A 24,573-nucleotide genomic window follows, 5' to 3' on the forward strand; every position below is an offset into this window, starting at 1 on the left:
CGTATCAGGTACGCTGGGTATCGATAACCAGCAGCATCAAAGGAGATAGCACATGCCCGTGGATCGTCAGCCTCAAACAGTGCGGAAAGCCGTGGTAGTCGGCGGCAACAGGATCCCGTTCGCCCGGACAGGCGGTGCCTACACCAAGTCGTCCAACCAGGACATGCTCACCGCAGCCCTGGACGGCCTCGTGGCCCGCTTCGGCCTGCAGGAGGAGCGCATCGGTGAGGTGGCCGCGGGTGCCGTCCTCAAGCACTCCCGCGACTTCAACCTGACGCGCGAAGCAGTCCTGGGTTCGGCGCTGTCGCCGGAAACACCCGCCTACGACCTGCAGCAGGCCTGTGCCACCGGACTGGAAACAGTGCTGGGTTTGGCCAATAAGATCAGGCTCGGCCAACTGGATTCAGCCATAGCGGGCGGCGTGGACTCCGCCTCGGACGCCCCCATCGCCGTCAGCGAAGGACTCCGTGAGGTGCTGCTGGACCTTAGCCGTGCCAAGACACTTCCGCAGCGGCTTCAGATCCTCGCCCGCCTGCGCCCCAAGGACCTGGCCCCGGACGCGCCGAACACCGGAGAGCCCAGGACCGGCCTGTCAATGGGCGAGCACCAGGCCCTGACCACGGCGCAGTGGAAGATCTCCCGCGAGGCCCAGGACGAGCTCGCCCTCAACAGCCACCGGAACCTCGCCGCCGCCTATGACGCCGGGTTCTTCGATGACCTCCTCACGCCATACCGGGGGCTGACCCGGGACTCCAACCTCAGGCCGGACACGAGCCCCGAAAAGCTGGCGTCGCTGAAGCCGGTGTTCGGCCGGAACCTCGGTTCGGAAGCGACCATGACGGCCGGCAACTCCACGCCGCTGACCGATGGCGCCTCCACGGTGCTGCTCGCCTCGGAGGGCTGGGCGGACGCGCACGACCTGCCCAAGCTCGCCACCGTAGTGGACGGCGAGGCAGCCGCCGTCGACTTCGTCCACGGCAAGGACGGGCTGCTGATGGCGCCGGTGTTCGCCGTCCCGCGCCTGCTGGCACGCAACGGACTCACCCTGGATGACATCGACTTCTTCGAGATCCACGAAGCCTTCGCCGGGACGGTCCTGAGTACGCTGGCCGCTTGGGAGGACGAAAAGTTCGGCCGCGAGCGCCTCGGGCTGGACGGTGCCTTCGGCAAGGTCGACCGGTCCAGACTGAACGTCAACGGATCATCGCTGGCAGCCGGGCACCCGTTCGCTGCCACGGGCGGACGCATCGTGGCAACGCTTGCCAAAATGCTGCACGGGAAGGGCAATGCCGGCGGGCGCCCCGCCCTGGGACTCGTGTCCGTCTGCGCCGCCGGCGGCCAGGGCGTCGTCGCGCTGCTCGAAGCGTACCCGGCAGGAACCACTGCGGGGGACATCCATGACTGACACCTACGCACGGCTGGTTAACCGCGGCCGCGGCCGGGACCTGGCACGGAAGCTCGGCCTGCCGCAGCCGGCAGAACTGCGGCGCTACCGGCCCGGCCAGCCACTGATCAACGGACCGGTCCTGGTGGGCGGCTCCGGACCCGGTGCCGACGGGATCGCGGCGGCACTGCTTTCGTGGGGACTCGATGTCCGCCGCCACGCTGTCCCCAAGGAGCGGCTCGGCGGAATCGTGCTCGTCCTCGACGCCCTCGAAGCCCCCGGCGACCTGGAGCAGCCGGTCCTTGCCGCAGCCCCGTCACTTCGCGACCTGGCCCCAGGCGGACGGGTGGTGACTGTCTCGCACGTGCCCGGCGGAACCCCGGCCACGGCCGCCGCCCGGCAGGGAGTGGACGGGCTGCTGAGGTCCCTGGCCAAGGAACTGCGTGCCGGTGCCACCGGGAACGGCATCCTGCTGGACGAGGACGTCAGGCCCACCGCACCTTCGGCCCTGGGTGCGCTGCAGTTCTTCCTCTCCGGCCGGTCCGCGTTCGTGGACGGCCAGTTCGTCCGCGTCAGTTCCGCCGAAGGCAGCCTGCCCGACGACGCCGGCGCACCGCTCACGGGGAAGGTCGCCGTTGTGACCGGCGCGGCCCGCGGCATCGGTGCGGCCATCGCGCGGACGCTCCACCGAGACGGGGCCACCGTCGTGGCGGTGGACGTTCCCTCGGCTGGGGACCATCTGGCGGAGGTTGCCAACGGGATCCTCGGGACAGCTCTGCAGCTGGACATCACCCGCGACGATGCCGGGCACAGGATCATCGACCATGCGGTGCAGCGCCACGGCCGGCTCGACATTGTGGTCCACAATGCCGGCATCACCCGGGACAAGCTGCTGGTCAACATGGACCAGTCGCGCTGGGGTTCGGTTATCGAGGTGAACATCGCCGCCCAGCTCCGCATCAATGAGGCCCTCCTTGCCTCCGAGCACTTCCGTTCCGCGCCGCGCATCGTTTCGGTGGCCTCCACGAGCGGAATCGCCGGCAACCGGGGACAGACCAACTATGCGGCGTCCAAAGGCGGAGTCATGGGCATGGTCCGGGCCACCGCACCGCTCCTGGCGCAGTACGGCGGTTCCATCAATGCCGTGGCGCCCGGATTCATCGAGACCGAGATGACGGCCCGGATCCCCTTCGCCACCCGGGAGATTGCCCGGCGGCTGAATTCACTGCAGCAGGGCGGTCAGCCGGGCGACGTTGCCGAGGCCATTTCCTTCCTCGCGGGCGATTCCGCCGGGGGCATTTCCGGAGAGGTGCTGAGGGTGTGCGGACAAAACCTGGTGGGGGCATGACCGGCTGCCAGCCCCTCATCCTGGGCGAGATGCCGTCCCTTTCAAAGCTGTACGTGAACGCGGCGGCGACGGCAGCCCGCCGCAGGATTCTGGGCTCGCATGCCGCGGCCGTGCTGCCGGCCGTGAGCCACGAAGTCCGGGACGTCCGGCCGGACGTCGAAAACCTCACGGCGTACCAGCACCTGCTGGGTGAGACCGCCAGCGACGTGCTGCCGGCGGGGTTCATCCATGCGCTGGCGTTCCCTGTGGCCATGAGCGTTATGAACCGCGACGACTTTCCGCTGCCGCTGCTGGGAATGATCCATCTGCGGAACGTGGTTGAGTACCGCAGACCGGTCAGGTTCACAGAGCCCCTGGATATTGTGGCCAGGGCGGAGACGCTCCGGGCGCACCGCGCCGGAACACAGGTGGACATTGCCGTGGAGGTGAGCGCCGCCGGTGACAGCGCTGTGTCCTGGTGCGGCGTGTCCACGTATCTCGCCAAGGGCGTTTTCCTGCCCGGCATCGACAAAGCCTCGGCTGCAGCCGCGCCGCAGGGTTTTACGGCTCCGGACCCCACCGGGCTCTGGCAGCTGGGCGTGGACACCGGCCGCGCCTACGCTGCCGTGTCGGGGGACTTCAACCCGATCCACCTGAGTGTCCTCTCCGCCAGGGCACTGGGCCTGCGCCGGTCCATCGCCCACGGCATGTACCTGGCATCGAGGGCGCTGGCGGACGTGGGCTCGGCCAAAGGCGACGCCTTCCGCTGGGATGTGGGGTTCGAGGCGCCGGTTTTCCTGCCCGCACGGGTGGCGCTGGACATTTCGACGGCGGAGGCCGGGGACGGCGGCTGGCTGCGGTCCGACTATGTGGCCTGGAGTCCGCGGTCCGGCCGGAAGCACTTCAGCGGATCGGTGGCGGCGCTGTAGCCCGAAGTTCGCTGCAGCGCCGCACAGATGCGGTTCCGGGCTACTTCCTGTTCGGGTCGGCGACCCGGAGGATGCGGTGCAGGCTGAGCAGGATTGATCCTGCGGCGCTCGGCGCGCCGGCACCGTCACCATCGGCCGCGGTGCGGTCCTCGAGGGAAGCGACCGCGGCATGGGCCGCCTGGAACAGCTCTGCCTGCCGTTCGGCGTCGTCCTCCTCCGCCGAGCGGAGCACCTCACCCACGGCAGATAGAGCCTCTGCGAGCGGTTCACTGTAGGGCAGGGGGATGGTGAAGGGCATGTCCTCGCTCCAGATGACGTCGGCGAGGACCTCGGTCATGTCCTGGATGTGGAAGGTGATCTGCTCAAGGTCGCGCACGCTGCGGTAGTCCCTGTCGACGTCACGCGGATGGAAACGGCGCCGCGGGTTTGCCGCCCTGCTCGCGTCGGCCTTCTGGACGGCGGCCCGGACCGAGCGGGCCGCCTGGGCCAGGTCCTCGGACCGGCGCGACCAGTCCTCGTGTTCGGGCGGCCATTTTTCGTGCATCGCCTCGCCCATGTCGGAGAGCTGGCGGGCCAGTGACAACCGCATCTCAGCGAGGCTGAGGGCGGCCGCGTTGAAATGCAGCGGCGGAAACACCAGCAGGTTGACGGCAATGCCGACCACCACGCCCACGCCCATCTGGAGCAGGTAGCCGAAGGAGAAATCGTCCGGGTTCGGCCCGCCCACCAGCAGCACCAGCAGGGCCGCCGTCGGAATCCAGTCCCGGCCGGCGCCCAGGCGCGGGAGCCCCGCGAGCAGGACGCCCAGTGCCATGACCAGTGCCACGGTGAGGGGCGTGGCGCCGAAACTGATCAGGAGGAAAGCCAGGCCGATGCCTGCTCCCAGACCCACCAGGGTTTGGAAGCCTTGGCGCATGGAGCCCGACACGTTCTCGTACATTGCCACCAGCGCGCCGAGCGGGGCGTAGTACGCATACTGCGCAGCACCCCCGGGCATAAGAGGGGCCACCCAAAACGCGATGCCGGCCGCCAGTCCCGCCTTGGCGGCAAGCTGAAGGCGCGGCGCGGCGAGGGCCCGGGCGACCCTGCTGGACACTGACCGCCAGATCCTGTGCGGCAGCGGATCACGGGCCGCCGTCTGGTGCTGTTTCGAGCTGCTCACTTGGCGGTGTTAGCCGGCTCCGTGGCCGGCGGCCACTTCCTCGCCCGCCTTGACCGGTCCCGGCGGAGTGCCCTCGCCGAAGGGGCTGCCGCCGAGGGCCTCCCTGCCGTGGGCGGTCAGCCACCCGGAGAGCTCCGGGCCCGCGGGGACGATTCGGGTGGGGTTAATGTCCTCATGGACTATGTAGTAGTGCTGCTTGATCTGCACGAAGTCGATGGTGTCCCCGAAGCCGGGGGTCTGGAACAGGTCCCGGGCGTACCCCCACAGCGCCGGCATTTCGCCGAGCTTGTTCCGGTTGCACTTGAAGTGGCCGTGGTAGACGGCGTCGAAGCGCACGAGGGTGGTGAAGAGCCGGACGTCCGCCTCGGTGATGGAATCGCCCACGAGGTACCTCTGGCCGGCGAGCCGTTCCTCGAGCCAGTCCATCGCGTTCCACAGCCGGGTGTAGGCAGCATCGTAGGCCTCCTGGGACCCGGCGAAGCCGCACCTGTAGACACCGTTGTTGACCTCGGTGAAAACGCGTTTGTTGACGCTGTCGATTTCCCCGCGCAGGTGTTCCGGGTACAGCTGCGGCGCACCCGGGCGGTGGAAGTCGGTCCATTCCGTGGAGAAGTCCAGCGTGATCTGGGGGTAGTTGTTCGTCACCACCGCGCCGCTGGCGATATCCACCACGGCAGGAACCGTGATGCCCCGGGGGTAGCCCGGGAAACGGCGGAAGTACGCCTCCTGCAGCCGCTCGACGCCCAGCACCGGGTCCTTGCCGTCCGCGTCCAGGTCGAAGGTCCAGGACCGGGCATCGTGGGTGGGGCCGGGCTGGCCGAGGCTGATCACGTCCTCGAGCCCCAGGAGCCTGCGGACGATGACGGTGCGGTTGGCCCACGGGCATGCCCGCGCGGCAATCAGCCGGTAGCGCCCCGGTTCCACCGGCCAGCCGGGCTCACCGTTCGGCCCGGGGGTGCCGTCCCGGGTAATGCGGTCCTCAATGTAGTTGGTGTCCCGCGTGAACTCACCGCCGGTGACGTACGCGCCCTTGGTGCTGTGGGGCTCCGTGCTGCGCTCTCCGGTGCCGTCTTGTTGTGTGCTGCGCTGTTCTGTGCTCCGGGGCTCCGCGACATGGAATTCCGTGCTCCCCGCCTCCCCGGCGTGGCGGCCCCTGCTGTGTGCTTCGACTGTGCTGGTCTTCTCACTCATGGCACCACACTATGTTGCCGCCCCGAAGACCCGCGACATGGGCAGCCAGGCAGCCACCCAGCAGGCCGCCACCAGCAGGGAGAACAGGGCGATCCAGACGCCGGACGGCACGGCGGTTGCCCGGTAGAGGATGTAGGCGTCGGAGGAGCGCAGCTGGTCGCGGCGGCGGAGGTGGACGTTAGTGAGCTTGAGCAGGTCCCGGACGGCTGCAACAAGCAGGGCCAGGCCCAGGATGATGGCGACGTGGCCGGTGAACGCGGCGGGCACGTTGATGATCATGGCAGCCACCGCCACCACTGCCCCCAGGAGGATGAGCACGCCCGCGGCGTTGCGGATGAAGATCAGCGACGCCAGCAGGACCAGCAGCCCGGCAGACAGGGCGGCCGGGCCCCAGCCGCTGAAGCCGGCCCACACCAGTGCGGCGCCGGTCACGCCGGGAACGGGATAGCCCCAAAAACCCGACCAGACGGCGGCGGCTCGGCCCCGGGTGTAGGACGTGGTGGTGCCGCCGTGATTTAACTGCAGCCGGATGCCGCCCAGCCGCTGGCCGCTGGTCAGGGCAGCAAAGGCGTGCCCGAGCTCATGGGTGACCGTGGCGAGCAGGCCGAAATAGCGCCACGTGGCACGGGGAACGGACAGCACCGCCGCAATGAGCACAACGGTGAGGAGTTCGGTAACGGTGACCACGGGAATGGAGGCTTGGGTAAACCCGGAAGCCACCCGGTCCCACCATTGTTCGGGCAGGGACGGGCCGGGGACTTGCACATAAACCATAGGAGTCAAGGCTACAGGGGCATTGCCTTTCAGGTCCGGCTGGCTGCCTTTCGAGTCCTGCTCACAGCCCGGGCAGCGTGGGCGGATCCTCCGTCAGCGATGAAGCGTCGTCCGGAACCACCAGATGCAGCATGCTTTCCACGGGGGCTTCGCCCATAGCGACAAGGAGCTCATTGATTGACATCTGCCCGGCAAGTTCACCGGAATGTTCCTCATTCATACGTAGAACATATGTGCGAATGGCGTGTGCGGCGGCGAAGGACACGCGGCAACGTCTGATCCCGGGAGTTGTTGATTCCGGGCGCTGACCCTCCCATAAGTGAGGGCCGCATGCAGTGCGGGTTCTGGCAGCGCGGCCCGGCCGGGTCCACGATTGAGGTACACACTTATCCCGAGAGAAGGAAACCATGGCCACGCTGAAGGAACGTCTGCACGGGGACGTCGTTGCACATCTGAAAGAGCACAACAAGGTGGCCCTGGGCACCGTGCGCAGCGTCCTGGGCGAGATCGAGACCCGGGAGAAGTCCGGCAAAACGCCGGTTGACCTGGACGATGCACAGGTGACGGCACTGCTGCAGAAGGAGGCCGCGAAACGGCGCGAAACGGCCCGCATCTATACGGAGGCCGGGGAACCGGACCGGGCCGCGGCGGAAGTCGCCGAAGCCGAGGTCATTGAGGCCTACCTTCCCAAGGCACTCTCTGCTGCCGAGGTGGAGGGCATCGTTGACGAGGTCATTGCGGGTTTGCGGGCGGACGGGACCGAGTTGTCGGTGCGGCACATGGGTGCCGTGATGAAGCCGGTGACGGCCCGGGTGGCAGGCCGCTTCGATGGAAAGGCCGTGAGCGACATCGTCCGTCAGCGGCTGAGCTGAGCGCGGCTGGCCGGCGCGGCCGCGGGCGATCTGCACCCTTGCGGACCTGCGCTTCCTGCCAATCGACCGCTTCCTGCCGATCGACACCGTCCGGCAATGGGAGGACGATAAAGGTACACCAACTGTTAGGAGGTCGGTGATGTGCTATTCATCGTGTGAGGGATGGCGGAATTACAGGAAGGAAGCGGCCAAGGAGGCCGAGGGACGCCCGGAAGCAAGGCCGGCCGAGACCCCTGAACCCCAGGTGCAGGCAGAGGAAAGCAGGATGTGGGCCTACCTCGCCCGGCTGGAGGAAACCGCTGACCATGAGCCTGACCGCATCCGCGAGAACGCGTAGGCACAGCAAAGAAGGGCCCCGCCGGTGCGGGGCCCTTCTTTCGCCTTCCACCGATGCTGCTCTCGCCGGTGATGACCACGTCGCAGCTGTCCTTGCGGGCGTCGAAGCCGAGCAGGTCCAGGAAATAGTCAGTGCCTGACACCTGCGTTGCCTCCAGAAGCAGGCAGGCGAAACGAGTCCTCCCGCGCTTCCGGCGCCGGCATGTTCGGCCAGCGCCCGGGCATTGGGGACGCCTGCCTCCGACAGTGTGGCGACAAAATGAATCAGCCCGTCCTCGAGGGCCGCGTTCTTTTGGCCCCGCACCTTTCTGCGGTCCAAAGACGGCGGCGGCGCCCTGGGGGCCAAGCAGCGGATTGTGCACGTCGCTGGCCATCACCAGTTCGATTCCGTCCAGTTCGGTTCCGCCGAGGCCGGGCCGGCCGGTCCGCTCCATGGACCGGATCCGGCCGAGGGCTCCGCCGGCGCCGGTGAGCTCCTGTCCCGCGGCGTCAAGGCAGCGGTAGCCCAGCGCAGACAGCATGCCCATGCCGCCGTCGGTGCTGGCGCTGCCACCCAGTGCCAGCACCATTATCAGCGGCCGCCGGAGTGGGACTGCCCGCGTGCGGGGCCGACCTGCTGGCATACTCTGAGCATGGCCGTCACCTTCGAAAGCACCACACGGACAACCATTGGCATAGCGGAGTTGTTCGACCTTTCCCGGAGTATCGACGCCCACAAGGACTCGATGGCCGGCTCCCGGGAGCAAGCCGTTGGAGGCGTCACGTCCGGGCTCATCTCCCAGGGGCAGGAGGTCACATGGCGTGCCTGGCATTTTGGGCTGCCGATACGGATGACAAGCCGAATTACAGAGATGCGGGCACCGCACTACTTCGTTGATGAACAGGTCCGCGGGCCGTTCCTCCGCTTTCGCCACGTCCACGAATTCAGTGAAGTCCCGGGCGGCACCGTCCTGGTGGACCGGATCGACTTCGCGGCGCCATTCGGACTCCTGGGCCGCCTGGCGGAGAAACTCTTCCTGGCGCACTACCTCCGAAAGCTCATTGAGACGCGCAACCTGCACCTGACCGCGGGAGAACGGACTCCATAGCCCGGCCGGAACCGTGGCCTGTCCGGGTTATAGGCTTCGCTCACCGGCCTGCAATGAGCTTTGCGGCCCGGACCAGCTCGTCCTCGACATTGTAGAAATGGGTCGCCAGCCGGATCCTGCCGGCCCGGACGGAAACAACCACGTTCGCACGGCGCAGCCGGGCCATGACGGCATCCGGGTCGCTCACGGGAACGGAGATGATGGTGGAGCAGTGGCGTTCGGGGAAGGACTGGAAGCCGACGCCCTCCGCTTCCAGCGCGTTCCGCAGGTGAAGCGAAAGGCGGGCATTCTGATCGAGGACCTCGCCAATGCCGAAGCGGCGAAGGACAGCAAGTGCCGCCTGGTCCGCCAGCGCGGGGAACCACGCCAACGAGGCGTCCAGCTTCGACGCCGTCGGCGACAGGTCCATGTCCGGACCAAGGAAGCTTTCGAACGGCAGTCTGGCGGCCTTCCAGCCCGGCACGATGGGGTGCAGGCGGCCGATCAGCCCGGGGCGGACGTAGAGGTAGCCCATGCCCCGGGACCCCAGCAGAAATTTGTGGCTGGCAGCGGCCAGGAAATCCACGCCGTCCCGCACCACGTCAATCGGCACCGCACCGGCCGCCTGGCACGCATCAACGAATAACCACGCGCCTGAGTCGGTTGCAACTCGGCTGATCGATGCCAGATCGGCCCGAAATCCGGTGACAGGATGCACGGCGCTGACGGCGATGAGCCGGGTTCCACCATCAGCTGCCCGGCTGAGGGCCTCCGCCGGCACCACATCCCGTTCGGGAGCAACGGTTCGCACGTCGTAGCCACGCTCCCGGAGCAAGAGCCAGGGGTAGTAATTCGACGCAAACTCATTCTCGGCCACAACGATGTTCTCCCCGGTTCCCGCGGGCGGCAGATTGGCGGCCACGATCCCCGCCGCCGTGCTGACGGCGGGGACGATGGCGATGTCTGCCGCTGTGGCTCCGATGATCTCCGCGAACATGCCACGGGCGTCCTCACCCGCCTGCTCCGCCTCCATCCAGTCGAACCGCCCGGAAGACCAGCGCTCAGCAGCCAGTTCGTAGGCTTCCCTGGCAGGGGCGCAGCCGACGCACATGGTGGCCGTGTTGAGGTAGATGGTGCCTTCGAGCCCGGGGAAAAGCCCGCGGATGTCGCTGACGCTCACGGCGTGAACCGTCCTTCAACCATTCATTCCGGCAGGGTGCAGGTGACCGTCGTACCGCCCCGGACCTGCCGGTCGCGCACCGCGATCGAATCATCAACAAACGTGCAGCTGGTTCCGTCGGGCAGGGTCCGCGTGCTTGTGCCGTCGACGCTGACCAGCGTCGCATCGTGGATCAGCGGGTCAAGCCAGAAGCTGAAGACGCTTTGCACGCGGTGGCTGCCAACGGACGTTTCCAACGTTCCGTCGTCGTAGGTGGTGGTCATGGTGGACGTTCCCGTGCTGCGGAAAAGTGCCCGCCCGGTGGGCGTGTGGACCTCCAGGTTGCGTTCCGTTGCAGTTGCGCAGATCGTTATGCCGAGCTCCTCGATGGGGAGGCACCATGACGAATCGATGGTTTCGACGCCTTGGGTGGCAGCGGCATTAGCCGGCAGGGCTGCAGCGGGCACCAGGAGTGACGCGGCTCCGATGCCGAGGACCACGCGGCGCAGGGACTTTCCAAACATTTCTGGGACCAGCCTTTCGACGGAACGGACGGCCCCGCTACGGCCGTGGAGCCGGGGGCGCGCCCTCAGACTAAATCCAGATGCTGGATAAAACCAGCCTGAAAAATAACAGAAGGGCCGGCCCGACTCGCGGGGCGGCCCTTCTGCAGATGGCGGAGTTAGAGGGGCCGCCTGGCGATCTTCCTGACCCAGGCCGGGCTCTCGATGCCCTGCTTCTTGTCTGTCGACAGCCGGAGACGGGCGGCACGAACAATGACGCGCTCCTGTGCCGGACTGACATACCGCTTCGGGCTTTCGTCCGCAGGCTTCTTCTCGGCTACTGCACTCATTTCTCACCGTCCTCAGGGTCTTCTGTCACCTCATTGTCCGGCAACGGCGGCAACAGGTCCAGCGTGGCCTCGCCGTTCTGGAGGGGCCGCTTCCAGGCTTCGGCAATAATCTGGGCCTCCTCCGGACCAGCCAGATTGCTGGTGTTGAGGAGCTCCAGCACCGCTAGGCCCACATCCTGCTTCTCCTCATTTTCGTCCATGGCAGCCTCGAATGCCCATTGGGCGCGGCGCCACCACTCGGCCCGACTGTCGGCTTCACGCTTCTGGGCCAGCGCCTTCTCGTCGGCGACGGTGCGTTGCCGCAAAGTGTTCCAACCGATGAACGCAGCAAGCAACGCACCGAGCAGGACTGCCAAGGGGCCCAAAGCTGCCAGAATCTGCCACCACTCGGCGGGGCCGGAGTGGACGAAGACGTCCAGCGGAGTCGGTGAAGGTTTTGGGATCACCGAACCAGCCTAGGTGCCGCCGCGGCAGGTTCCGCGCGTTTCAGCCACCCGCGCGGCGACTGCCCGGGAGCCCCGCCAGCTACGCCACCGGGTGACGGCCGTCCCGGTTTATTGTGCAGTCAACGGCCCTCGGGAAGAGCATGGGCAGCGCCGTCACAGTCAGTAACGCGCCTGACTTTCTTGGTCATCATCAGGGCGTGTCCCGGGCGTCTTTTGGGGGAGCCGGCAGAAGAACGCTGACGCGTTCCGTGGCGCCGGATTCAAGTGTGGATTCACCGGACGGGTGTGCTCCTGCTGGGTACGGAGAAACGACAAAACCCCGGGAGTCCATTGGATTCCCGGGGTTTTCCCTTTGTGCGCGGAGGGGGACTTGAACCCCCACCCCCTTTCGAGGACTAGCACCTCAAGCTAGCGCGTCTGCCATTCCGCCACCCGCGCAGGTGGTATTTCGGAGGACTCTCTCCGCCTTTCAGCGGTTCGCTTCTCTCCGAAGCAGCGAGAAAAACTCTAACACGAACTTTCCGGAAAGATGGAATCGAGCGGACTGGGTAGGCTGAACCCGGGTGTCCCGGCAGCTAAAAGCGGCCACAACCCGCATGAATCCGCGTTTTCCCCGCTATAAGGAGTGATCAATGTCTCACGTTCGGCCTGAGGACGAAGTTGTCACGATCTGCCAGGAGCTCATCCGCATCGATTCATCCAACTACGGGGACGGCTCAGGTCCCGGCGAACGTGCGGCCGCCGAATACACCGCAGGCCTGATCACCGAAGTGGGGCTGGACGCGGAAATCTTCGAATCGGAGCCTGGCCGGGCCAGCGTGGTCACCCGGATGGCCGGCGAGGACCCGTCCGCCAGCGCCCTCGTGGTGCACGGCCACCTGGACGTGGTGCCTGCCCTCCGCGAGCAATGGTCCGTGGACCCGTTCAGCGGCGACCTCAAAGACGGACTGATCTGGGGCCGCGGCGCAGTGGACATGAAGGACATGGATGCAATGATCCTTTCCGTGCTGCGCAACTTCGCCCGAACCGGGCGCAAGCCCAAGCGGGACATCGTCTTTGCGTTCTTTGCGGACGAGGAGGCCGGAGGCGTGCACGGCGCCCAGTACGCGGTGAAGCATCGGCCCGAGCTCTTCGAGGGTGCGACAGAGGCCATCTCGGAAGTCGGCGGTTTTTCGACCACCATCGGCGGCCAACGGGCCTACCTCCTGCAGACGGCGGAAAAGGGTATCTCCTGGCTCCGGCTCGTGGCACACGGCCGTGCCGGCCACGGCTCTCAGATCAACACTGACAACGCCATCACCCGGCTCGCCGGCGCGGTGACCCGCATCGGTGAGTACCAGTGGCCCATCGAACTGACCGCCACCACGCGCCAGTTCCTGGACGGCGTTACGGAACTGACCGGCGTCGAATTCGATCCCGACAACCCGGAACTACTGCTGAAGGAACTGGGCACGGTGGCCCGCTTCGTGGGGGCCACGCTGCAGAACACGTCCAACCCGACGCTCCTGGGCGGCGGCTACAAGCACAACGTCATCCCCGAGTCCGCCGAAGCACTGGTGGACTGCCGGACCCTCCCGGGTCAGCAGGACCAGGTGCTCGAGATCGTCCGGGAGCTGGCTGGCAGCGGCGTTGACGTCAGCTATGTGCACAGCGACGTCTCCCTGGAAGTGCCGTTCGCCGGCAACCTGGTCGACTCGATGATCGACGCCCTGCACTCCGAAGACCCGGGCGCGAAAGTCCTCCCCTACACCCTGTCCGGAGGCACCGACAACAAGTCGCTCTCCAAGCTCGGCATTACCGGCTACGGCTTTGCGCCCCTGCAGCTGCCTGACGACCTCGACTTCACCGGCATGTTCCACGGTGTTGATGAACGGGTTCCGGCGGAATCCCTGAAGTTCGGCGCCCGCGTCCTGGACACGCTGCTCACTAACTACTGAGGCTGGCGGTGGAACCGGAACAGCTGCTTCCTGACAGCCTTCTTGAGCGGATCCGCGGGAGGGCTGCGGAGTACGACGAGCAGAACCGCTTCTTCGCCGAGGATCTCGAGGAACTCGCCGCCGCCGGGTACCTTAAGCTTTTCGTGCCGGAGTCCGACGGCGGGGCGGGCCTTAGCCTGGAAGCCGCGGTCCGCTGCCAGCGGCGGCTGGCGACGGCGGCCCCGGCCACCGCGCTGGCCGTCAACATGCACCTGGTCTGGACGGGGGTGGCCCGCGTCCTGGCCGAACGCGGCGACTCCTCGCTGGACTTCGTGCTGCGCGAGGCAGCGGCGGGGGAGATATTCGCCTTCGGCAATTCAGAGGCCGGCAACGATTCCGTTCTGTTCGATTCGCTGACGGCGGCCACGCCCCTGCCGGACGGCGGCTACTCGTTCACGGGCACCAAGATCTTCACGAGCCTCTCGCCGGCCTGGACGCGGCTGGGCATTTTCGGCAAGGACCCGGCCGCACGGAACGGCGAAGGTGAACTGGTGCACGGATTCATCGGCCGGGACACCGCCGGCTACCGGATCCTGGAGGACTGGAACACGCTGGGCATGCGCGCCAGCCAGTCCAACACCACCGTCCTCGAGGCCGCAGTCGTCCCGCCCGGCCGAATCTTCCGCAAACTGCCGGTGGGCCCCAACGCCGATCCGCTGATCTTCGCGATCTTCGCCTGCTTCGAGACCCTGCTTGCGGGTGTCTACTCCGGTATCGGGGAGCGGGCGCTGGTGCTGGCGGTGGAAGCCGCCAGGCGCAGGACATCATTCAAGAATGGCGGCCGGAGCCTCGCCCAGGACCCTGACATCCGCTGGAAGGTGGCGGAGGCTGCCCTGGCCATGGATGCCCTGTATCCGCAGCTTTCGGTGGTGGCCGGAGACGTGGACCGCCTGGCGGACCACGGCAGCCAGTGGTTCCCCAAGCTCGTGGGCGTCAAGCTCCGGGCCACCGAGACGGCGCGGACGGTGGTGGATCTTGCCATCCGGGTCTCCGGCGGCTCCAGCTATTTCAGGGGTTCGGAACTGGAGCGCCTGTACCGTGACGTCCTGGCCGGTATGTTCCACCCCTCGGACGACGAGTCGGCGCACAACACCGTGGCCAACGCCTGGCTGGGCCCGCTGGAATAACCGGGCAACGCCCGCTTCGTGGCGACCGGACCCAAGGCACCAACAGGAACAGGCAACAGAACGTGGCGCGCACCATCGAGGTGCGCGCCCGGGTGGGCCGTAACGGCCTAGACGGTGCGCTGCACCTGCGTGACCCGGCGGCGGAGCCAGAAGCGCCTGCCACCGCCCACGTACAGCCTGCTGCGCTCGAGTTCCCACTTGCCGTACTCGGAGTGTTCCACGAGCCGGCGGCGGGCTTCGGGCAGGGAATCGTCAGGACCGACGGTCAATACGAGATACTCGTATTGCCGTGCGTAGTCCCGTTCCCGCAGGACCGAGCTGGTCAGAAAATGTTCCTTCATTGCTCTCCATTTTCGTCCTTTTCCCGCTAACGTGAAGGCATGAGCATCGATCCGCGTGTCGCGCTTCAGTCCTTGACTGGCGCTTTGGAAGAACACCTTGCAGCCGCCTCGGCCCGCCGCGGGGATGGTGACCCCTCAGTGGAGGCGGCCTTCTTTGCGGTTGCCGATGCCTTCGAAGTCTATGAGGACGCCCTCTATGAGGCCTACAACGAAGTGACGCCGCTCCAGGTTTTCGATGACGAGGAAGACGAAGAGGAAGACGGCGAAGTCGACGACGAGGATCTGGAAATCGTCGAGGAGTAACCCGGCCCGTTCAGGCCAGGCCCTGGCCAGGACGCCCTGTTGAAGACGCTAGGACAGGCTGCTGGAGACGTCTTCGAGGGCACGCGCAATTTCCGCCGGCAGCGGTGTGAGCTGGGCGTCCAAGATCTCCTTGAGCTGGACAGGCGTGCGCGCGCCAACGATTGCGGTTGCCACTGCGGGCCGGGACAGCAGCCAGCTCAGCGCAACATCCAGGGACGACCGCCCCAGGCCTCGGGCCGCCATGGCAACAGCCTCGACCACCTGCGATGACGGCTGCTCAAGGTAAGGCTCCACGTAGTTGGCCAGCCGCGTGCCGGCCGCTCTGGAATCGGAGGGCACGTGACCGCGGTACTTGCCGGTGAGGACGCCGCGGCCCAGCGGCGCCCACGCCATCAGCCCCAGGCCGGCATCCTCGATGGCCGGCACCAGCTCCGCCTCGGGCCTGCGGCGCAGCAGGGAATACTCGGACTGGTTGGCCACGAGGGGTATCCCGGCCACAGCGGCAGCCTTGGCGGTCTGCCAGCCGTTGTAATTGGCGATTCCCGCATAGCGGGCCCGTCCGCTGCGGACGGCAAAGTCAAGGGCAGACAACGTCTCCTCAAGCGGGACGTTGGGGTCCCACGCCTGGGCCAGCCAGAGGTCCACATAGTCGGTGCCCAGCCGCGCCAGACTGGCGTCAAGGCCGGACAGCATGGCGTTCCGCGACGCGTCCACCCGCTGCCGTCCGTCCGACGGCGACACCCCCGCTTTGGTGGAGATGACCACTTCCGTGCGGGAGACGACGTCGCCCAGCATCGAGCCGAGCATGGCCTCGGCCTGGCCATCAGCGTAGGAGGCCGCGGTGTCCACCAGGGTGCCGCCAGCGTCCACGAAGGTGCGCAGCAGCTCCGAGGCGTCCTGCTCGTCCGTTTCACGGGACCAGGACATGGTGCCCAAAGAGAGGGAGGACGCGCGGAGCCCACTGTTGCCGATGTAACGCTGCTGCATAGCAGCTAGCTTACGGGGAAACCACCCGCATCATGACGTAGGGTCTTAGCGTGAACTGGATTGAAGCGGCCCTGCTGGGTCTTGTGCAGGGACTGACCGAATTCCTACCGATTTCATCGAGCGCCCACCTCCGGATTGTGGGCTCCTTCCTGCCGAACGCGGCGGACCCCGGCGCGGCCTTCACCGCCATCACGCAGCTCGGCACGGAGACCGCCGTCATCGTCTACTTCTGGCGCGACATCGTCCGGATCGTGAAGGCCTGGTTCGGTTCGCTCACCCGGCGGGTCCCGCGCCAGGACCCGGACGCCCGGATGGGCTGGCTGGTGATCCTGGGCAGCCTGCCCATCATCATCCTCGGCCTGCTGTTCCAGGACCAGATCGAATCCGTGCTCCGGAGCCTGTGGCTCGTAGCCACCATGCTCATCGTCTTCGGCCTGTTCCTCGCCGTGGCCGACGCCGTCGGCAGGCAGGACCGTGACCTCTCCCGGCTCACCTACAAGCACGGCATTCTCTACGGATTCGCCCAGGCGATGGCCCTGATCCCCGGCGTTTCACGCTCCGGCGGCACCATCACGGCCGGGCTCCTCATGGGGTACACCCGTGAAGCCGCCGCCCGGTACTCCTTTCTGCTTGCCATCCCCGCGGTGTTCGGCAGCGGCCTGTACCAGCTCTACAAGGTGGTGTCCAAGGACGGCGTGAGCGGCCCCTACGGACTGGGAGAGACGGCCCTGGCAACGGTCATTGCGTTCGTCATTGGCTACGTCATTATCGGCTGGTTCCTGAAGTTCATCTCTACGCGCAGCTACCGGCTGTTTGTCTGGTACCGCATCTTCCTGGGCCTCGCCCTGTACCTGCTGCTCGGTTTCAATGTCATCAGCGCCTAGCACTAGGCTTGGTCTGTGAAGTCCTGGATCTCCCGCCCCGTGCCTGTCCTGCCGGGGGAAATGCCCGCGCTCCGCTTGTTTGACACAACCGCGGACCGCGCCGTCACCCTTAACGCCGACGGCGAGAAGTCGATGTATGTCTGCGGGATCACCCCGTATGACGCGACCCACATGGGGCACGCCGCCAGCTACGTGGCATTCGACTTGCTGAACCGCGCCTGGCGCGACGGCGGCCAGCAGGTTTCCTACGTCCAGAACGTCACCGACATCGATGACCCCCTGCTGGAGCGCGCCGAAGCTACCGGCGTCGACTGGCGCGAGCTCGCGGCCAGCCAGATCGAGCTTTTCCGCACTGACATGGAAGCCCTCAACGTCATCGCCCCCGACCATTACGTGGGCGCCGTCGAAGCCATGCCGCTGATCGTCCCCGCGATTGAACGTCTCCTGCACCAGGGACTGGCCTACCGCGTGAACGGCACCCCCGGCGAGCCCGACGGCGACGTCTACTACGACGTCGAAGCTGCCAGCAAGCACGCCGTTGGCGTGGACGCCTGGAGCCTCGGAGCAGTCTCCGGGCTCCCGGAAGCCGAGATGCTGGAACTGTTCGCCGAACGGGGCGGCGACCCCGGCCGGGCAGGCAAACGCCAGGCCCTCGATCCGCTGCTGTGGCGCGTCGCCCGCGACGGCGAGCCCAGCTGGCCCGGCGGTGAACTGGGGGAGGGCCGGCCCGGCTGGCACATCGAGTGCACCGTCATCGCCCAGAAATACCTGCCGGCACCCTTCACGGTGCAGGGCGGCGGCTCGGACCTCATTTTCCCGCACCACGAGATGGGCGCGGGGCATGCCTACTCACTGTCCGGCGTTCCGCTTGCGGAGCACTTCGCCCACGCCGGAATGGTGGGACTCGAGGGCGAGAAGATGTCCAAGTCCAAGGGCAACCTGGTCCTCGTCTCCAAGCTGCGCGAGGCGGGCGAAGAACCCGCAGCCATCCGCCTGGCCATCCTGGCGCACCACTACCGGTCCGACTGGTCCTGGACGGCGGAAGGTTTCGAGCAGGCCAAGGCCCGACTTGAACGGTGGCGTTCTGCGCTGGCGGCGGCGCCCGCCGCGTCGGGAGAGGAACTGATCGGGCAGATGCGCGAGGCCCTGGCCGACGACCTGGACGCCCCCGCAGCCCTGGCCGCCGTTGACAAGTGGGCAGACACTGCCCTTTCCAACACTGCCCCCAACAGCACGGACAGCGTGTCGGAAGCAGACCAGGCGCTGGTGCGCGACGCCGTCAACGCACTTCTCGGCGTCGAACTCTAGCGCCGTCGAACTTTAGCGCCCCTCTTCGACGGTTCCCTGCCCACTCGACGCTCCGCAACGTCTGATGGGCAGGGAACCGTCTAAACGGCGGAAGCCTAGGGCTTGTCCTTGCCCCGCCGCTTCAGGTAGCGCTCAAACTCGCGAGCAATGGACTCACCGCTGGCCTCTGGAAGGTCTGCGGTGTCCTTCGCTTCTTCCAGCTGCCGCACGTAGGCGGCGATTTCGGGATCCTCGGTGGCCAGTTCGTTGACGCCGCGCTCCCACGCCTCGGCCTCCTCGGCCAACTCGTGCGTGTCCAGCGGGACCTGGAGCAGTTCCTCGATGCGGTGCAGGAGCGCCAGCTGCGCCTTGGGTGACGGGGCCTGCGCAACGTAGTGCGGCACGGCTGCCCAGAGTGAGACGGTGGGGATGCCGGCGAGCAGCGAGACCTCGGACAGCACACCGACGATACCCACGGGCCCTTCATACTGCGAGGCCTCGAGGTTGAGCCGTTCCCGCAGCGCACCGTCGTCGGTGGACGTGCTGACCGGGATGGGGCGGCTGTGCGGCACATCCGCCAGCAGCGCACCCACCAGGACCACGTAGTCCACATGAAGCGCCTCGGCATGAACCAGCAGTTCCGCTGTATACGCGCGCCACTTATAGGACGGTTCGGTCCCCTGGATGAAAATCACATCCACGTTGGTGCCGGGAGCGCTGGCCTTGTAGATCCGCGTGGACGGCCACTTGATCTTGCGTTCGCCGGAGGCTGTTCGGCGGACCGTCGGCCGGGTGAACTGGAAGTCGTAATACTCGTCGGCGTCTATGGACGCGACCTTCTTCCCGCCCCACAGCTTGTTCAGGTAACGGAGTGCATCACTGGCGGCTTCCCCCGCGTCATTCCAGCCCTCGAACGCGGCCAGCATCACAGTAATACGCTGGCCCTCGGGAACAGGCTGCAGCAGCTGCTCCGTCTCAGGCGCGGTGCCCGGTTCGTTGGTGTCTCCGTCGAAGCTATTCATCCCTTCACCCTACGTCCACAAGCGTTGCTGTTGCATAGAACGAACCGCCGCAGATCGGGACAAAACCCCTCATCCGCGCCTTGCGGGGCTCGGATATTCGCCGACGGCGTACGCCTGGGGCCGGCGGCAAGGCGCCGCCGGGCGGCCCGGTACAGTGGAAAGCATGGAATCTGCCGCCACTTCGCCCTTGCTCAAAGCCGTTTTGTGGGACATGGACGGCACCATCGTTGACACCGAACCGTACTGGATCGAAGCCGAACACAACCTTGTCGAGGCCTACGGGGGGACGTGGTCGCACGAACAGGCCATGCAGCTTGTGGGGCAATCCCTCGTCCACTCGGCCGGTATCCTCCAGCGCGCCGGCGTGCGGCTGGAGATCCGCGAGATCATCGACACCCTCACGGCCCAGGTGATCAGCCGCATCCGGGAGAACGTGCCGTGGCGTCCGGGGGCACGCGAGCTGCTGGATGAACTTTTCAGCGCCGGCGTGCGTTGTGCCCTTGTGACCATGTCAGAGGCACCGCTGGCGCGCGAGATTGTGGCGAGCCTTCCCCGGCCCTACTTCGAGTTCCTCGTCACCGGCGACACCGTAATCAAGGGCAAGCCGCACCCGGAGGCATATCTGAAGGCTGTGGAGCTGCTCAAGCAGGAGGATCCTGAGCTCACCGTCGACCACTGCGTGGCGCTGGAGGATTCGGAACCGGGCGTTGCCGCCGCCGTGGCGTCGGGTGCCGTAACCGTGGCCATTCCGCACATCGTGGCGCTGCCGGATGATGCCCGCAGGACCACGTGGGATTCCCTCGCGGACCGCAGTGTGGTCGAACTCGAGGAGCTGGTGAGGCTCCGCCTCGGCTCACGCGAACCGGCGGCAACCTTCGAAAACGTCAACTAAGGAGCCTGGAACGTGTCTGATCCCGCGGGATCCGGTCAGCAGCCCCCGAACGTCCAGACCAGGAACAGCCGGCGCGAGGGTATCCCGCTCGGCAGGATCGCCGGCATTCCCATCATTCTGGCGTACTCCTGGTTCATCATCGCCGCCTTCACGGTGATTGTGTACGGGCCGGTGCTGCAGCACGGCACCCCGTCGCTGGGCATCGGGGCATACTACGTCGCCTTCGCCTACGCGGTCCTGCTCCTGCTGTCGGTGCTCGTCCATGAGCTGGCGCACGCTCTGACGGCCAAGATCTATGGCTGGCCCAGCGAGAAAATCGTGCTCAACCTCTGGGGCGGCCACACCCAGTTTGAAAGTTTCACCGCCACCCCCGGCCGTTCCGTGCTGGTGGCCATGGCCGGGCCCGCCGCGAACTTCGTGCTCGCCGGCGGCGCCTGGCTGGTGATCTCCTCGGGCGGACTGTCCGGCGTGGCGGACACCCTCCTGAACATCTTCTTCTGGGCCAACCTGGTGATCGGCATCTTCAACGTACTGCCGGGGCTGCCGCTGGACGGCGGACGCCTGGTGGAATCCGCGGTCTGGAAGGCCACCGGCAGCCACGCCAAGGGCACCGTGGCCGCGGGCTGGGGCGGACGCATCATCGTCATCGCCCTGGGCCTGTGGTTCATAGTCCGGCCGCTGCTCAGCGGAGACGTTCCGGACACCAGCATGCTGCTCATCACCGTCCTGGTCGGCGGGTTCCTCTGGATGGGCGCGTCAGCATCAATCCAGCAGGGCCGCCTGCGCAGCCGGCTCCATCTGGTGAGCGCGGCCGCGCTGGCCGAACCCGCCGTCGGCCTTCCCGAGGCGGGCAGCGTCAGCGACATCCTGCGGGCATCGGCAGGCGGGCCGACCGCCGTCGTGCTCTGCGCTCCGGACGGCAGGCCCAACAGCGTGGTGGACCCCGCGGCCCTGGCCGCGGTGCCGGCCGCCGTGGCCGGCACCACCCCCGCCGGAGCGGTGGCCTACCCGCTCGGCGCAGGGGCCTACGTGCCGGAATGGTCCAAGGGCCAGGAGCTGCTCCAGTACCTGGCGCAGCTCGAAGGGCATGACTACGCGGTGGTTGACCACAACGGCCGGGTCACCGGCCTGCTGCGGCAGTCCACGGTGGTGACGGCCATAACAGGCAAGGCCCCCCGCTAAAACACGCGCCGGCAGGGCCAGAACCGGTAGAGTTACGTGCCGGTCGTGAAATCGGCAGCGGGTGCACGGCGCCCGGCCGGACCGCCACGGTGCACGCCAAGACAGCTTTCACAGGAGCGAGGACACAGTCATGAGCAGCGAATCTGCCGCCAACGGAACCAGCACGGGCCTTACCTCCGGCACTGCAGCCGGGACGGCGGACCAGCCGGTCGGCGCTGCGCGGCGGCGCGGCCCCTTCCGCGAAGGCGAACGGGTCCAGCTGACGGACGAGCGCGGGCGCATGAACACCATCAGCCTCGAGGCCGGCGGAGCCTTCCACACCCACCGCGGCTTCCTCAACCACGATGACATCATCGGCAAGGTGGACGGCTCGGTGGTGGTCAACAACGTCGGCCAGCAGTACCAGACGCTCCGCCCGCTGCTGTCCGACTTCGTCCTGTCCATGCCCCGTGGCGCTGCGGTGGTCTACCCCAAGGACGCCGGCCAGATCGTCACCATGGCTGACATCTTCCCGGGAGCCCGCGTGGTGGAGGCAGGCGTGGGCTCAGGTGCGCTCTCCATCTCGCTGCTGCGTGCGGTTGGGGACCAGGGCTACCTGCATTCCTTCGAACGCCGCGAGGAATTCGCCGCGATCGCCCGCGGCAACGTGGAGACCATCTTCGGCGGCCCGCACCCGGCCTGGCAGATCTCCATCGGGGACTTCCAGGAGGAAGTGGTCCGCGCCGAAGAGCCCGGGTCCGTCGACCGCGTGGTCCTGGACATGCTGGCGCCCTGGGAATGCCTCGATGCGGTGGCCACCGTCCTGGCCCCCGGCGGCGTGTGGATCAACTACGTCGCCACCGTCACCCAGCTTTCCCGCACGGCAGAAGCCATCCGCGCCGACGGCCGCTTCACCGAGCCTGACGCCTGGGAGTCCCTCGTCCGCGGCTGGCACCTCGAAGGGCTGGCCGTCCGCCCCGACCACCGCATGGTGGCCCACACCGGCTTCCTGCTGGTCACCCGGCGGCTCGCCGACGGCGTCACCGGCATCTCCGTCAAGAGGCGCCCGTCCAAGACCGAGTTCAACGAAGAGGACGTCAACGCCTGGACGCCGGGCGCCGTGGGGGAGCGTCTCGTCTCCGACAAGAAGCTCCGCCGGGCCGCCCGGGACGCGATCGCCGGCACCAACGTGAAGGACGACCCGGAGATCACAAACTAGTCCGTATTTCGGATGTCGTCGGCTCTACCAGCCAACTTGGGGCTATCGTCTTAAGAAGAGCGCAGGAAGGGGCTGATGATCATGGAGACTCCAAACAACGACTCCGTGCCAACGCCGGCTGAACAGGCTGGCGCCAACGAACTGTCTGTCGCGGACCGGCAGGTCAATATCCTCAGGGACAAACTGAGGCATATCGACCGCCAGCTGGCAGCTGCCACGCAAAACAACACCAAGCTCGTGGCGATGCTGGAAACTGCCAAGGCCGAAATACTCCGGCTGAAGAACGCCCTGGACCAGGAGGGGCAGCCGCCGTACAGCTTCGGCACCATCCTCCAGCTGAACCCGCGGCGCCAGGCGTCCGGCGGCGGCCAGGCGGCCACCGAGGAATCGGTGGACATCTTCAATGCCGGACGCAAAATGCGGGTTGGCATCAGCCCCCTGGTCAACATCAACCAGCTGGCGGTCGGCCAGGAAGTCCTCCTCAACGAGGCTCTTCTGGTGGTGGCCGGCCTCGGCTACGAACGCGCGGGCGAGCTCGTCACGCTCAAGGAGCTGCTCGGCCCGGACCGCGCCCTGGTGCTGGGCCGTGCCGACGAGGAGCGCGTCATCCGGCTCGCCGGCCCGCTCCTGAGCGAGAAGCTGCGCGTGGGCGATGCCCTGTCCATCGATTCCCGCACCGGGTACGCCCTCGAAAAGGTCCCGCGGTCCGAAGTCGAGAACCTCGTCCTGGAGGAAGTCCCGGACATCACCTACGAGGACATCGGCGGCCTCGGCCCGCAGATCGAACAGATCCGGGACGCCATCGAACTGCCGTTCCTGCATCCGGACCTGTACCGCGAACACGGGCTCAAGGCGCCCAAGGGCATCCTGCTCTACGGCCCTCCGGGCTGCGGCAAGACCCTCATCGCCAAGGCTGTGGCAAACTCCCTTGCCGCGCGGGCAGCGGAACGCTCAGGCAACATCGACCTGAAGAGCTACTTCCTCAACATCAAGGGCCCCGAGCTGCTGGACAAGTACGTCGGCGAAACCGAACGCCACATCCGGCTGATCTTTTCCCGGGCCCGCGAAAAGGCCTCGGACGGCAGCCCGGTGGTGGTCTTCTTCGACGAGATGGATTCGCTCTTCCGCACCCGCGGCACCGGTATCTCCTCCGACGTCGAAACCACGATTGTGCCGCAGCTGCTGAGCGAAATCGACGGCGTGGAGCGGCTGGACAACGTCATTGTCATCGGTGCCTCCAACCGCGAGGACATGATCGACCCCGCCATCCTGCGCCCGGGCCGCCTTGACGTGAAGGTCAAGATCCAGCGCCCGGATGCCGAAGCCGCGGCGGACATCTTCAGGAAGTACATCACCCCGGACCTGCCCTTCCACGAGGACGACCTGGTGGAGCACGACGGCGATGTGCTGGCGACCGTCGATGCCATGGTCCAGCGGACGGTGGAGTCGATGTACTCAACGGAGAAATCCAACGAGTTCCTGGAAGTCACCTATGCCAACGGCGACACCGAGATGCTGTACTTCAAGGACTTCAACTCCGGGGCCGTGGTCCAGAACGTCGTGGACCGTGCCAAGAAGTACGCCATCAAGGACCTCCTGACCACGCAGCAGAAGGGCCTGCGCATCGACCACCTGCTGCGTGCCGTCGTCGATGAGTTCCGCGAGCACGAGGACATGCCCAACACCACCAACCCGGATGACTGGGCACGCATCTCAGGCAAGAAAGGTGAGCGCATCACGTACATCCGCACCATCGTCCAGGGCAAGGCCGGCCAGGAGCCCGGCAAATCCATCGAGACCATGCCCAACACGGGCCAGTACCTGTGACGGCCGGCTCGGAACCAGCGCTGGGAAGTGGCCTGCCGGCCGGCGGT

26 protein-coding genes, 1 tRNA gene and 1 pseudogene are annotated in these 24,573 nt (G+C 66.8%); 15 read left to right on the forward strand and 13 right to left on the reverse strand.

The features are described 5' to 3' along the window. The first annotated feature begins 52 nt into the window (after positions 1-52). The 3 genes from AC5RWD_RS17675 to AC5RWD_RS17685 are packed head-to-tail and all read left to right on the forward strand — an operon-like array spanning position 53 to position 3,640. The gene (locus tag AC5RWD_RS17675; protein WP_494021259.1) at positions 53-1,405 is read left to right on the forward strand and encodes an acetyl-CoA C-acetyltransferase; all 1,353 of its coding nucleotides are present in this window, start codon (positions 53-55) and stop codon (positions 1,403-1,405) included. Beyond that, entirely contained in the window at positions 1,398-2,732 is a 1,335-nt protein-coding gene (locus AC5RWD_RS17680; RefSeq protein ID WP_494021260.1) for a 3-oxoacyl-ACP reductase, read from the forward strand. The genes AC5RWD_RS17675 and AC5RWD_RS17680 overlap by 8 nt, the downstream gene beginning before the upstream one ends. Then, on the forward strand, positions 2,729-3,640 hold the full coding sequence (locus tag AC5RWD_RS17685; RefSeq protein WP_494021261.1) for a MaoC family dehydratase: 912 nt from the start codon (positions 2,729-2,731) through the stop codon (positions 3,638-3,640). The genes AC5RWD_RS17680 and AC5RWD_RS17685 overlap by 4 nt, the downstream gene beginning before the upstream one ends. Before the next feature lie 40 nt (positions 3,641-3,680). On the opposite strand, the gene AC5RWD_RS17690 is transcribed toward AC5RWD_RS17685, so the two are convergent. The 4 genes from AC5RWD_RS17690 to AC5RWD_RS17705 all read right to left on the reverse strand — a co-directional run bounded on the left by AC5RWD_RS17690 (position 3,681) and on the right by AC5RWD_RS17705 (position 6,987). Beyond that, complete coding sequence (locus AC5RWD_RS17690) at positions 3,681-4,736, reverse strand: FUSC family protein (RefSeq protein WP_494021293.1); 1,056 nt, start codon at positions 4,734-4,736, stop codon at positions 3,681-3,683. A gap of 75 nt (positions 4,737-4,811) precedes the next feature. Then, positions 4,812-5,993, reverse strand: a complete 1,182-nt coding sequence (locus AC5RWD_RS17695) for a glutathione S-transferase family protein (protein ID WP_494021262.1) — start codon at positions 5,991-5,993, stop codon at positions 4,812-4,814. A gap of 9 nt (positions 5,994-6,002) precedes the next feature. Then, positions 6,003-6,767: a M50 family metallopeptidase gene (locus AC5RWD_RS17700; protein WP_494021263.1), complete on the reverse strand. Its 765-nt coding sequence runs from the start codon at positions 6,765-6,767 to the stop codon at positions 6,003-6,005. 61 nt (positions 6,768-6,828) lie between these two features. Next, positions 6,829-6,987 (reverse strand): hypothetical protein, encoded by a 159-nt coding sequence (locus tag AC5RWD_RS17705; protein WP_494021264.1) that lies wholly within the window; start codon positions 6,985-6,987, stop codon positions 6,829-6,831. A 187-nt stretch (positions 6,988-7,174) separates the two neighbouring features. Here AC5RWD_RS17705 and AC5RWD_RS17710 point away from each other — a divergent pair, with 187 nt between their 5' ends. Continuing rightward, the gene (locus tag AC5RWD_RS17710) at positions 7,175-7,639 is read left to right on the forward strand and encodes a GatB/YqeY domain-containing protein (protein WP_494021265.1); all 465 of its coding nucleotides are present in this window, start codon (positions 7,175-7,177) and stop codon (positions 7,637-7,639) included. 139 nt (positions 7,640-7,778) lie between these two features. Further along, complete coding sequence (locus AC5RWD_RS17715) at positions 7,779-7,976, forward strand: hypothetical protein (protein ID WP_494021295.1); 198 nt, start codon at positions 7,779-7,781, stop codon at positions 7,974-7,976. A gap of 79 nt (positions 7,977-8,055) precedes the next feature. Here the strand turns inward: AC5RWD_RS17715 and AC5RWD_RS17720 are convergent. After that, positions 8,056-8,787, reverse strand: a pseudogene (locus tag AC5RWD_RS17720) (glycerate kinase); the annotation flags it as partial. Positions 8,788-8,826: 39 nt separating this feature from the next. Between AC5RWD_RS17720 and AC5RWD_RS17725 the strand changes: the two are divergent. Further along, positions 8,827-9,063 (forward strand): SRPBCC family protein, encoded by a 237-nt coding sequence (locus AC5RWD_RS17725; RefSeq protein ID WP_494021266.1) that lies wholly within the window; start codon positions 8,827-8,829, stop codon positions 9,061-9,063. A gap of 40 nt (positions 9,064-9,103) precedes the next feature. Here the strand turns inward: AC5RWD_RS17725 and AC5RWD_RS17730 are convergent, their stop codons facing one another. From AC5RWD_RS17730 to AC5RWD_RS17750, 5 genes are all read right to left on the reverse strand, one after another. Then, positions 9,104-10,222 (reverse strand): aminotransferase class V-fold PLP-dependent enzyme, encoded by a 1,119-nt coding sequence (locus tag AC5RWD_RS17730; RefSeq protein WP_494021267.1) that lies wholly within the window; start codon positions 10,220-10,222, stop codon positions 9,104-9,106. A 23-nt stretch (positions 10,223-10,245) separates the two neighbouring features. Further along, positions 10,246-10,725, reverse strand: coding sequence for a hypothetical protein (locus AC5RWD_RS17735; RefSeq protein WP_494021268.1), 480 nt, complete (start codon positions 10,723-10,725; stop codon positions 10,246-10,248). A gap of 158 nt (positions 10,726-10,883) precedes the next feature. Then, on the reverse strand, positions 10,884-11,054 hold the full coding sequence (locus tag AC5RWD_RS17740) for a hypothetical protein (RefSeq protein WP_494021269.1): 171 nt from the start codon (positions 11,052-11,054) through the stop codon (positions 10,884-10,886). Then, positions 11,051-11,500, reverse strand: coding sequence for a hypothetical protein (locus AC5RWD_RS17745; protein ID WP_494021270.1), 450 nt, complete (start codon positions 11,498-11,500; stop codon positions 11,051-11,053). Before AC5RWD_RS17745 ends, AC5RWD_RS17740 begins: the two co-directional genes overlap by 4 nt. A gap of 355 nt (positions 11,501-11,855) precedes the next feature. Next, a tRNA-Leu gene (locus AC5RWD_RS17750) sits at positions 11,856-11,938 on the reverse strand. Positions 11,939-12,132: 194 nt separating this feature from the next. Between AC5RWD_RS17750 and AC5RWD_RS17755 the strand changes: the two genes are divergently transcribed. Beyond that, the gene (locus AC5RWD_RS17755; RefSeq protein WP_494021271.1) at positions 12,133-13,437 is read left to right on the forward strand and encodes a M20/M25/M40 family metallo-hydrolase; all 1,305 of its coding nucleotides are present in this window, start codon (positions 12,133-12,135) and stop codon (positions 13,435-13,437) included. An 8-nt stretch (positions 13,438-13,445) separates the two neighbouring features. After that, positions 13,446-14,603 (forward strand): acyl-CoA dehydrogenase family protein, encoded by a 1,158-nt coding sequence (locus AC5RWD_RS17760; RefSeq protein ID WP_494021272.1) that lies wholly within the window; start codon positions 13,446-13,448, stop codon positions 14,601-14,603. A gap of 107 nt (positions 14,604-14,710) precedes the next feature. Here the strand turns inward: AC5RWD_RS17760 and AC5RWD_RS17765 are convergent, their stop codons facing one another. Beyond that, complete coding sequence (locus AC5RWD_RS17765; protein WP_003802269.1) at positions 14,711-14,944, reverse strand: DUF5703 family protein; 234 nt, start codon at positions 14,942-14,944, stop codon at positions 14,711-14,713. A gap of 39 nt (positions 14,945-14,983) precedes the next feature. Between AC5RWD_RS17765 and AC5RWD_RS17770 the strand changes: the two genes are divergently transcribed. Beyond that, positions 14,984-15,247 (forward strand): hypothetical protein, encoded by a 264-nt coding sequence (locus AC5RWD_RS17770; RefSeq protein WP_494021273.1) that lies wholly within the window; start codon positions 14,984-14,986, stop codon positions 15,245-15,247. A gap of 48 nt (positions 15,248-15,295) precedes the next feature. Here AC5RWD_RS17770 and AC5RWD_RS17775 read toward each other — a convergent pair whose 3' ends face one another. Further along, positions 15,296-16,234, reverse strand: a complete 939-nt coding sequence (locus tag AC5RWD_RS17775) for an aldo/keto reductase (RefSeq protein ID WP_494021274.1) — start codon at positions 16,232-16,234, stop codon at positions 15,296-15,298. A gap of 50 nt (positions 16,235-16,284) precedes the next feature. Between AC5RWD_RS17775 and AC5RWD_RS17780 the strand changes: the two genes are divergently transcribed. Next, complete coding sequence (locus AC5RWD_RS17780) at positions 16,285-17,118, forward strand: undecaprenyl-diphosphate phosphatase (protein WP_494021275.1); 834 nt, start codon at positions 16,285-16,287, stop codon at positions 17,116-17,118. A 15-nt stretch (positions 17,119-17,133) separates the two neighbouring features. Then, a complete protein-coding gene (mshC, locus tag AC5RWD_RS17785; RefSeq protein WP_494021276.1) occupies positions 17,134-18,426 on the forward strand; it encodes a cysteine--1-D-myo-inosityl 2-amino-2-deoxy-alpha-D-glucopyranoside ligase in 1,293 nt (430 codons plus the stop codon). A 95-nt stretch (positions 18,427-18,521) separates the two neighbouring features. Here the strand turns inward: mshC and AC5RWD_RS17790 are convergent, their stop codons facing one another. Continuing rightward, entirely contained in the window at positions 18,522-19,427 is a 906-nt protein-coding gene (locus AC5RWD_RS17790; RefSeq protein ID WP_003802259.1) for a PAC2 family protein, read from the reverse strand. 163 nt (positions 19,428-19,590) lie between these two features. On the opposite strand from AC5RWD_RS17790, the gene AC5RWD_RS17795 reads away from it, so the two are divergent. From AC5RWD_RS17795 to arc, 4 genes are all read left to right on the forward strand, one after another. Further along, positions 19,591-20,319 carry an HAD family hydrolase gene (locus AC5RWD_RS17795; protein ID WP_494021277.1) on the forward strand — a complete coding sequence of 243 codons (729 nt, stop codon included), beginning with the start codon at positions 19,591-19,593 and terminating at the stop codon, positions 20,317-20,319. 12 nt (positions 20,320-20,331) lie between these two features. After that, positions 20,332-21,501, forward strand: a complete 1,170-nt coding sequence (locus tag AC5RWD_RS17800) for a site-2 protease family protein (RefSeq protein WP_494021278.1) — start codon at positions 20,332-20,334, stop codon at positions 21,499-21,501. Positions 21,502-21,631: 130 nt separating this feature from the next. Beyond that, positions 21,632-22,699, forward strand: coding sequence for a tRNA (adenine-N1)-methyltransferase (locus AC5RWD_RS17805; protein ID WP_494021279.1), 1,068 nt, complete (start codon positions 21,632-21,634; stop codon positions 22,697-22,699). 81 nt (positions 22,700-22,780) lie between these two features. Continuing rightward, complete coding sequence (gene arc / locus AC5RWD_RS17810) at positions 22,781-24,526, forward strand: proteasome ATPase (protein ID WP_494021280.1); 1,746 nt, start codon at positions 22,781-22,783, stop codon at positions 24,524-24,526. Positions 24,527-24,573 lie beyond the last annotated feature (47 nt).

It is taken from the genome of Arthrobacter sp. CMU6, assembly GCF_059090205.1.

Coding starts and splice junctions, on each gene's coding strand:
- AC5RWD_RS17765 (WP_003802269.1), bottom strand. CDS start 14,944: ATGAAGGAACATTTTCTGACCAGCTCGGTCCTGCGGGAACGGGACTAC.
- AC5RWD_RS17770 (WP_494021273.1), top strand. CDS start 14,984: ATGAGCATCGATCCGCGTGTCGCGCTTCAGTCCTTGACTGGCGCTTTG.
- AC5RWD_RS17735 (WP_494021268.1), bottom strand. CDS start 10,725: ATGTTTGGAAAGTCCCTGCGCCGCGTGGTCCTCGGCATCGGAGCCGCG.
- AC5RWD_RS17695 (WP_494021262.1), bottom strand. CDS start 5,993: ATGAGTGAGAAGACCAGCACAGTCGAAGCACACAGCAGGGGCCGCCAC.
- AC5RWD_RS17680 (WP_494021260.1), top strand. CDS start 1,398: ATGACTGACACCTACGCACGGCTGGTTAACCGCGGCCGCGGCCGGGAC.
- AC5RWD_RS17775 (WP_494021274.1), bottom strand. CDS start 16,234: ATGCAGCAGCGTTACATCGGCAACAGTGGGCTCCGCGCGTCCTCCCTC.
- AC5RWD_RS17700 (WP_494021263.1), bottom strand. CDS start 6,767: ATGGTTTATGTGCAAGTCCCCGGCCCGTCCCTGCCCGAACAATGGTGG.
- AC5RWD_RS17755 (WP_494021271.1), top strand. CDS start 12,133: ATGTCTCACGTTCGGCCTGAGGACGAAGTTGTCACGATCTGCCAGGAG.
- AC5RWD_RS17740 (WP_494021269.1), bottom strand. CDS start 11,054: ATGAGTGCAGTAGCCGAGAAGAAGCCTGCGGACGAAAGCCCGAAGCGG.
- AC5RWD_RS17710 (WP_494021265.1), top strand. CDS start 7,175: ATGGCCACGCTGAAGGAACGTCTGCACGGGGACGTCGTTGCACATCTG.
- AC5RWD_RS17805 (WP_494021279.1), top strand. CDS start 21,632: ATGAGCAGCGAATCTGCCGCCAACGGAACCAGCACGGGCCTTACCTCC.
- AC5RWD_RS17715 (WP_494021295.1), top strand. CDS start 7,779: ATGTGCTATTCATCGTGTGAGGGATGGCGGAATTACAGGAAGGAAGCG.
- arc (WP_494021280.1), top strand. CDS start 22,781: ATGGAGACTCCAAACAACGACTCCGTGCCAACGCCGGCTGAACAGGCT.
- AC5RWD_RS17675 (WP_494021259.1), top strand. CDS start 53: ATGCCCGTGGATCGTCAGCCTCAAACAGTGCGGAAAGCCGTGGTAGTC.
- AC5RWD_RS17705 (WP_494021264.1), bottom strand. CDS start 6,987: ATGAATGAGGAACATTCCGGTGAACTTGCCGGGCAGATGTCAATCAAT.
- AC5RWD_RS17725 (WP_494021266.1), top strand. CDS start 8,827: ATGCGGGCACCGCACTACTTCGTTGATGAACAGGTCCGCGGGCCGTTC.
- AC5RWD_RS17795 (WP_494021277.1), top strand. CDS start 19,591: ATGGAATCTGCCGCCACTTCGCCCTTGCTCAAAGCCGTTTTGTGGGAC.
- AC5RWD_RS17685 (WP_494021261.1), top strand. CDS start 2,729: ATGACCGGCTGCCAGCCCCTCATCCTGGGCGAGATGCCGTCCCTTTCA.
- AC5RWD_RS17790 (WP_003802259.1), bottom strand. CDS start 19,427: ATGAATAGCTTCGACGGAGACACCAACGAACCGGGCACCGCGCCTGAG.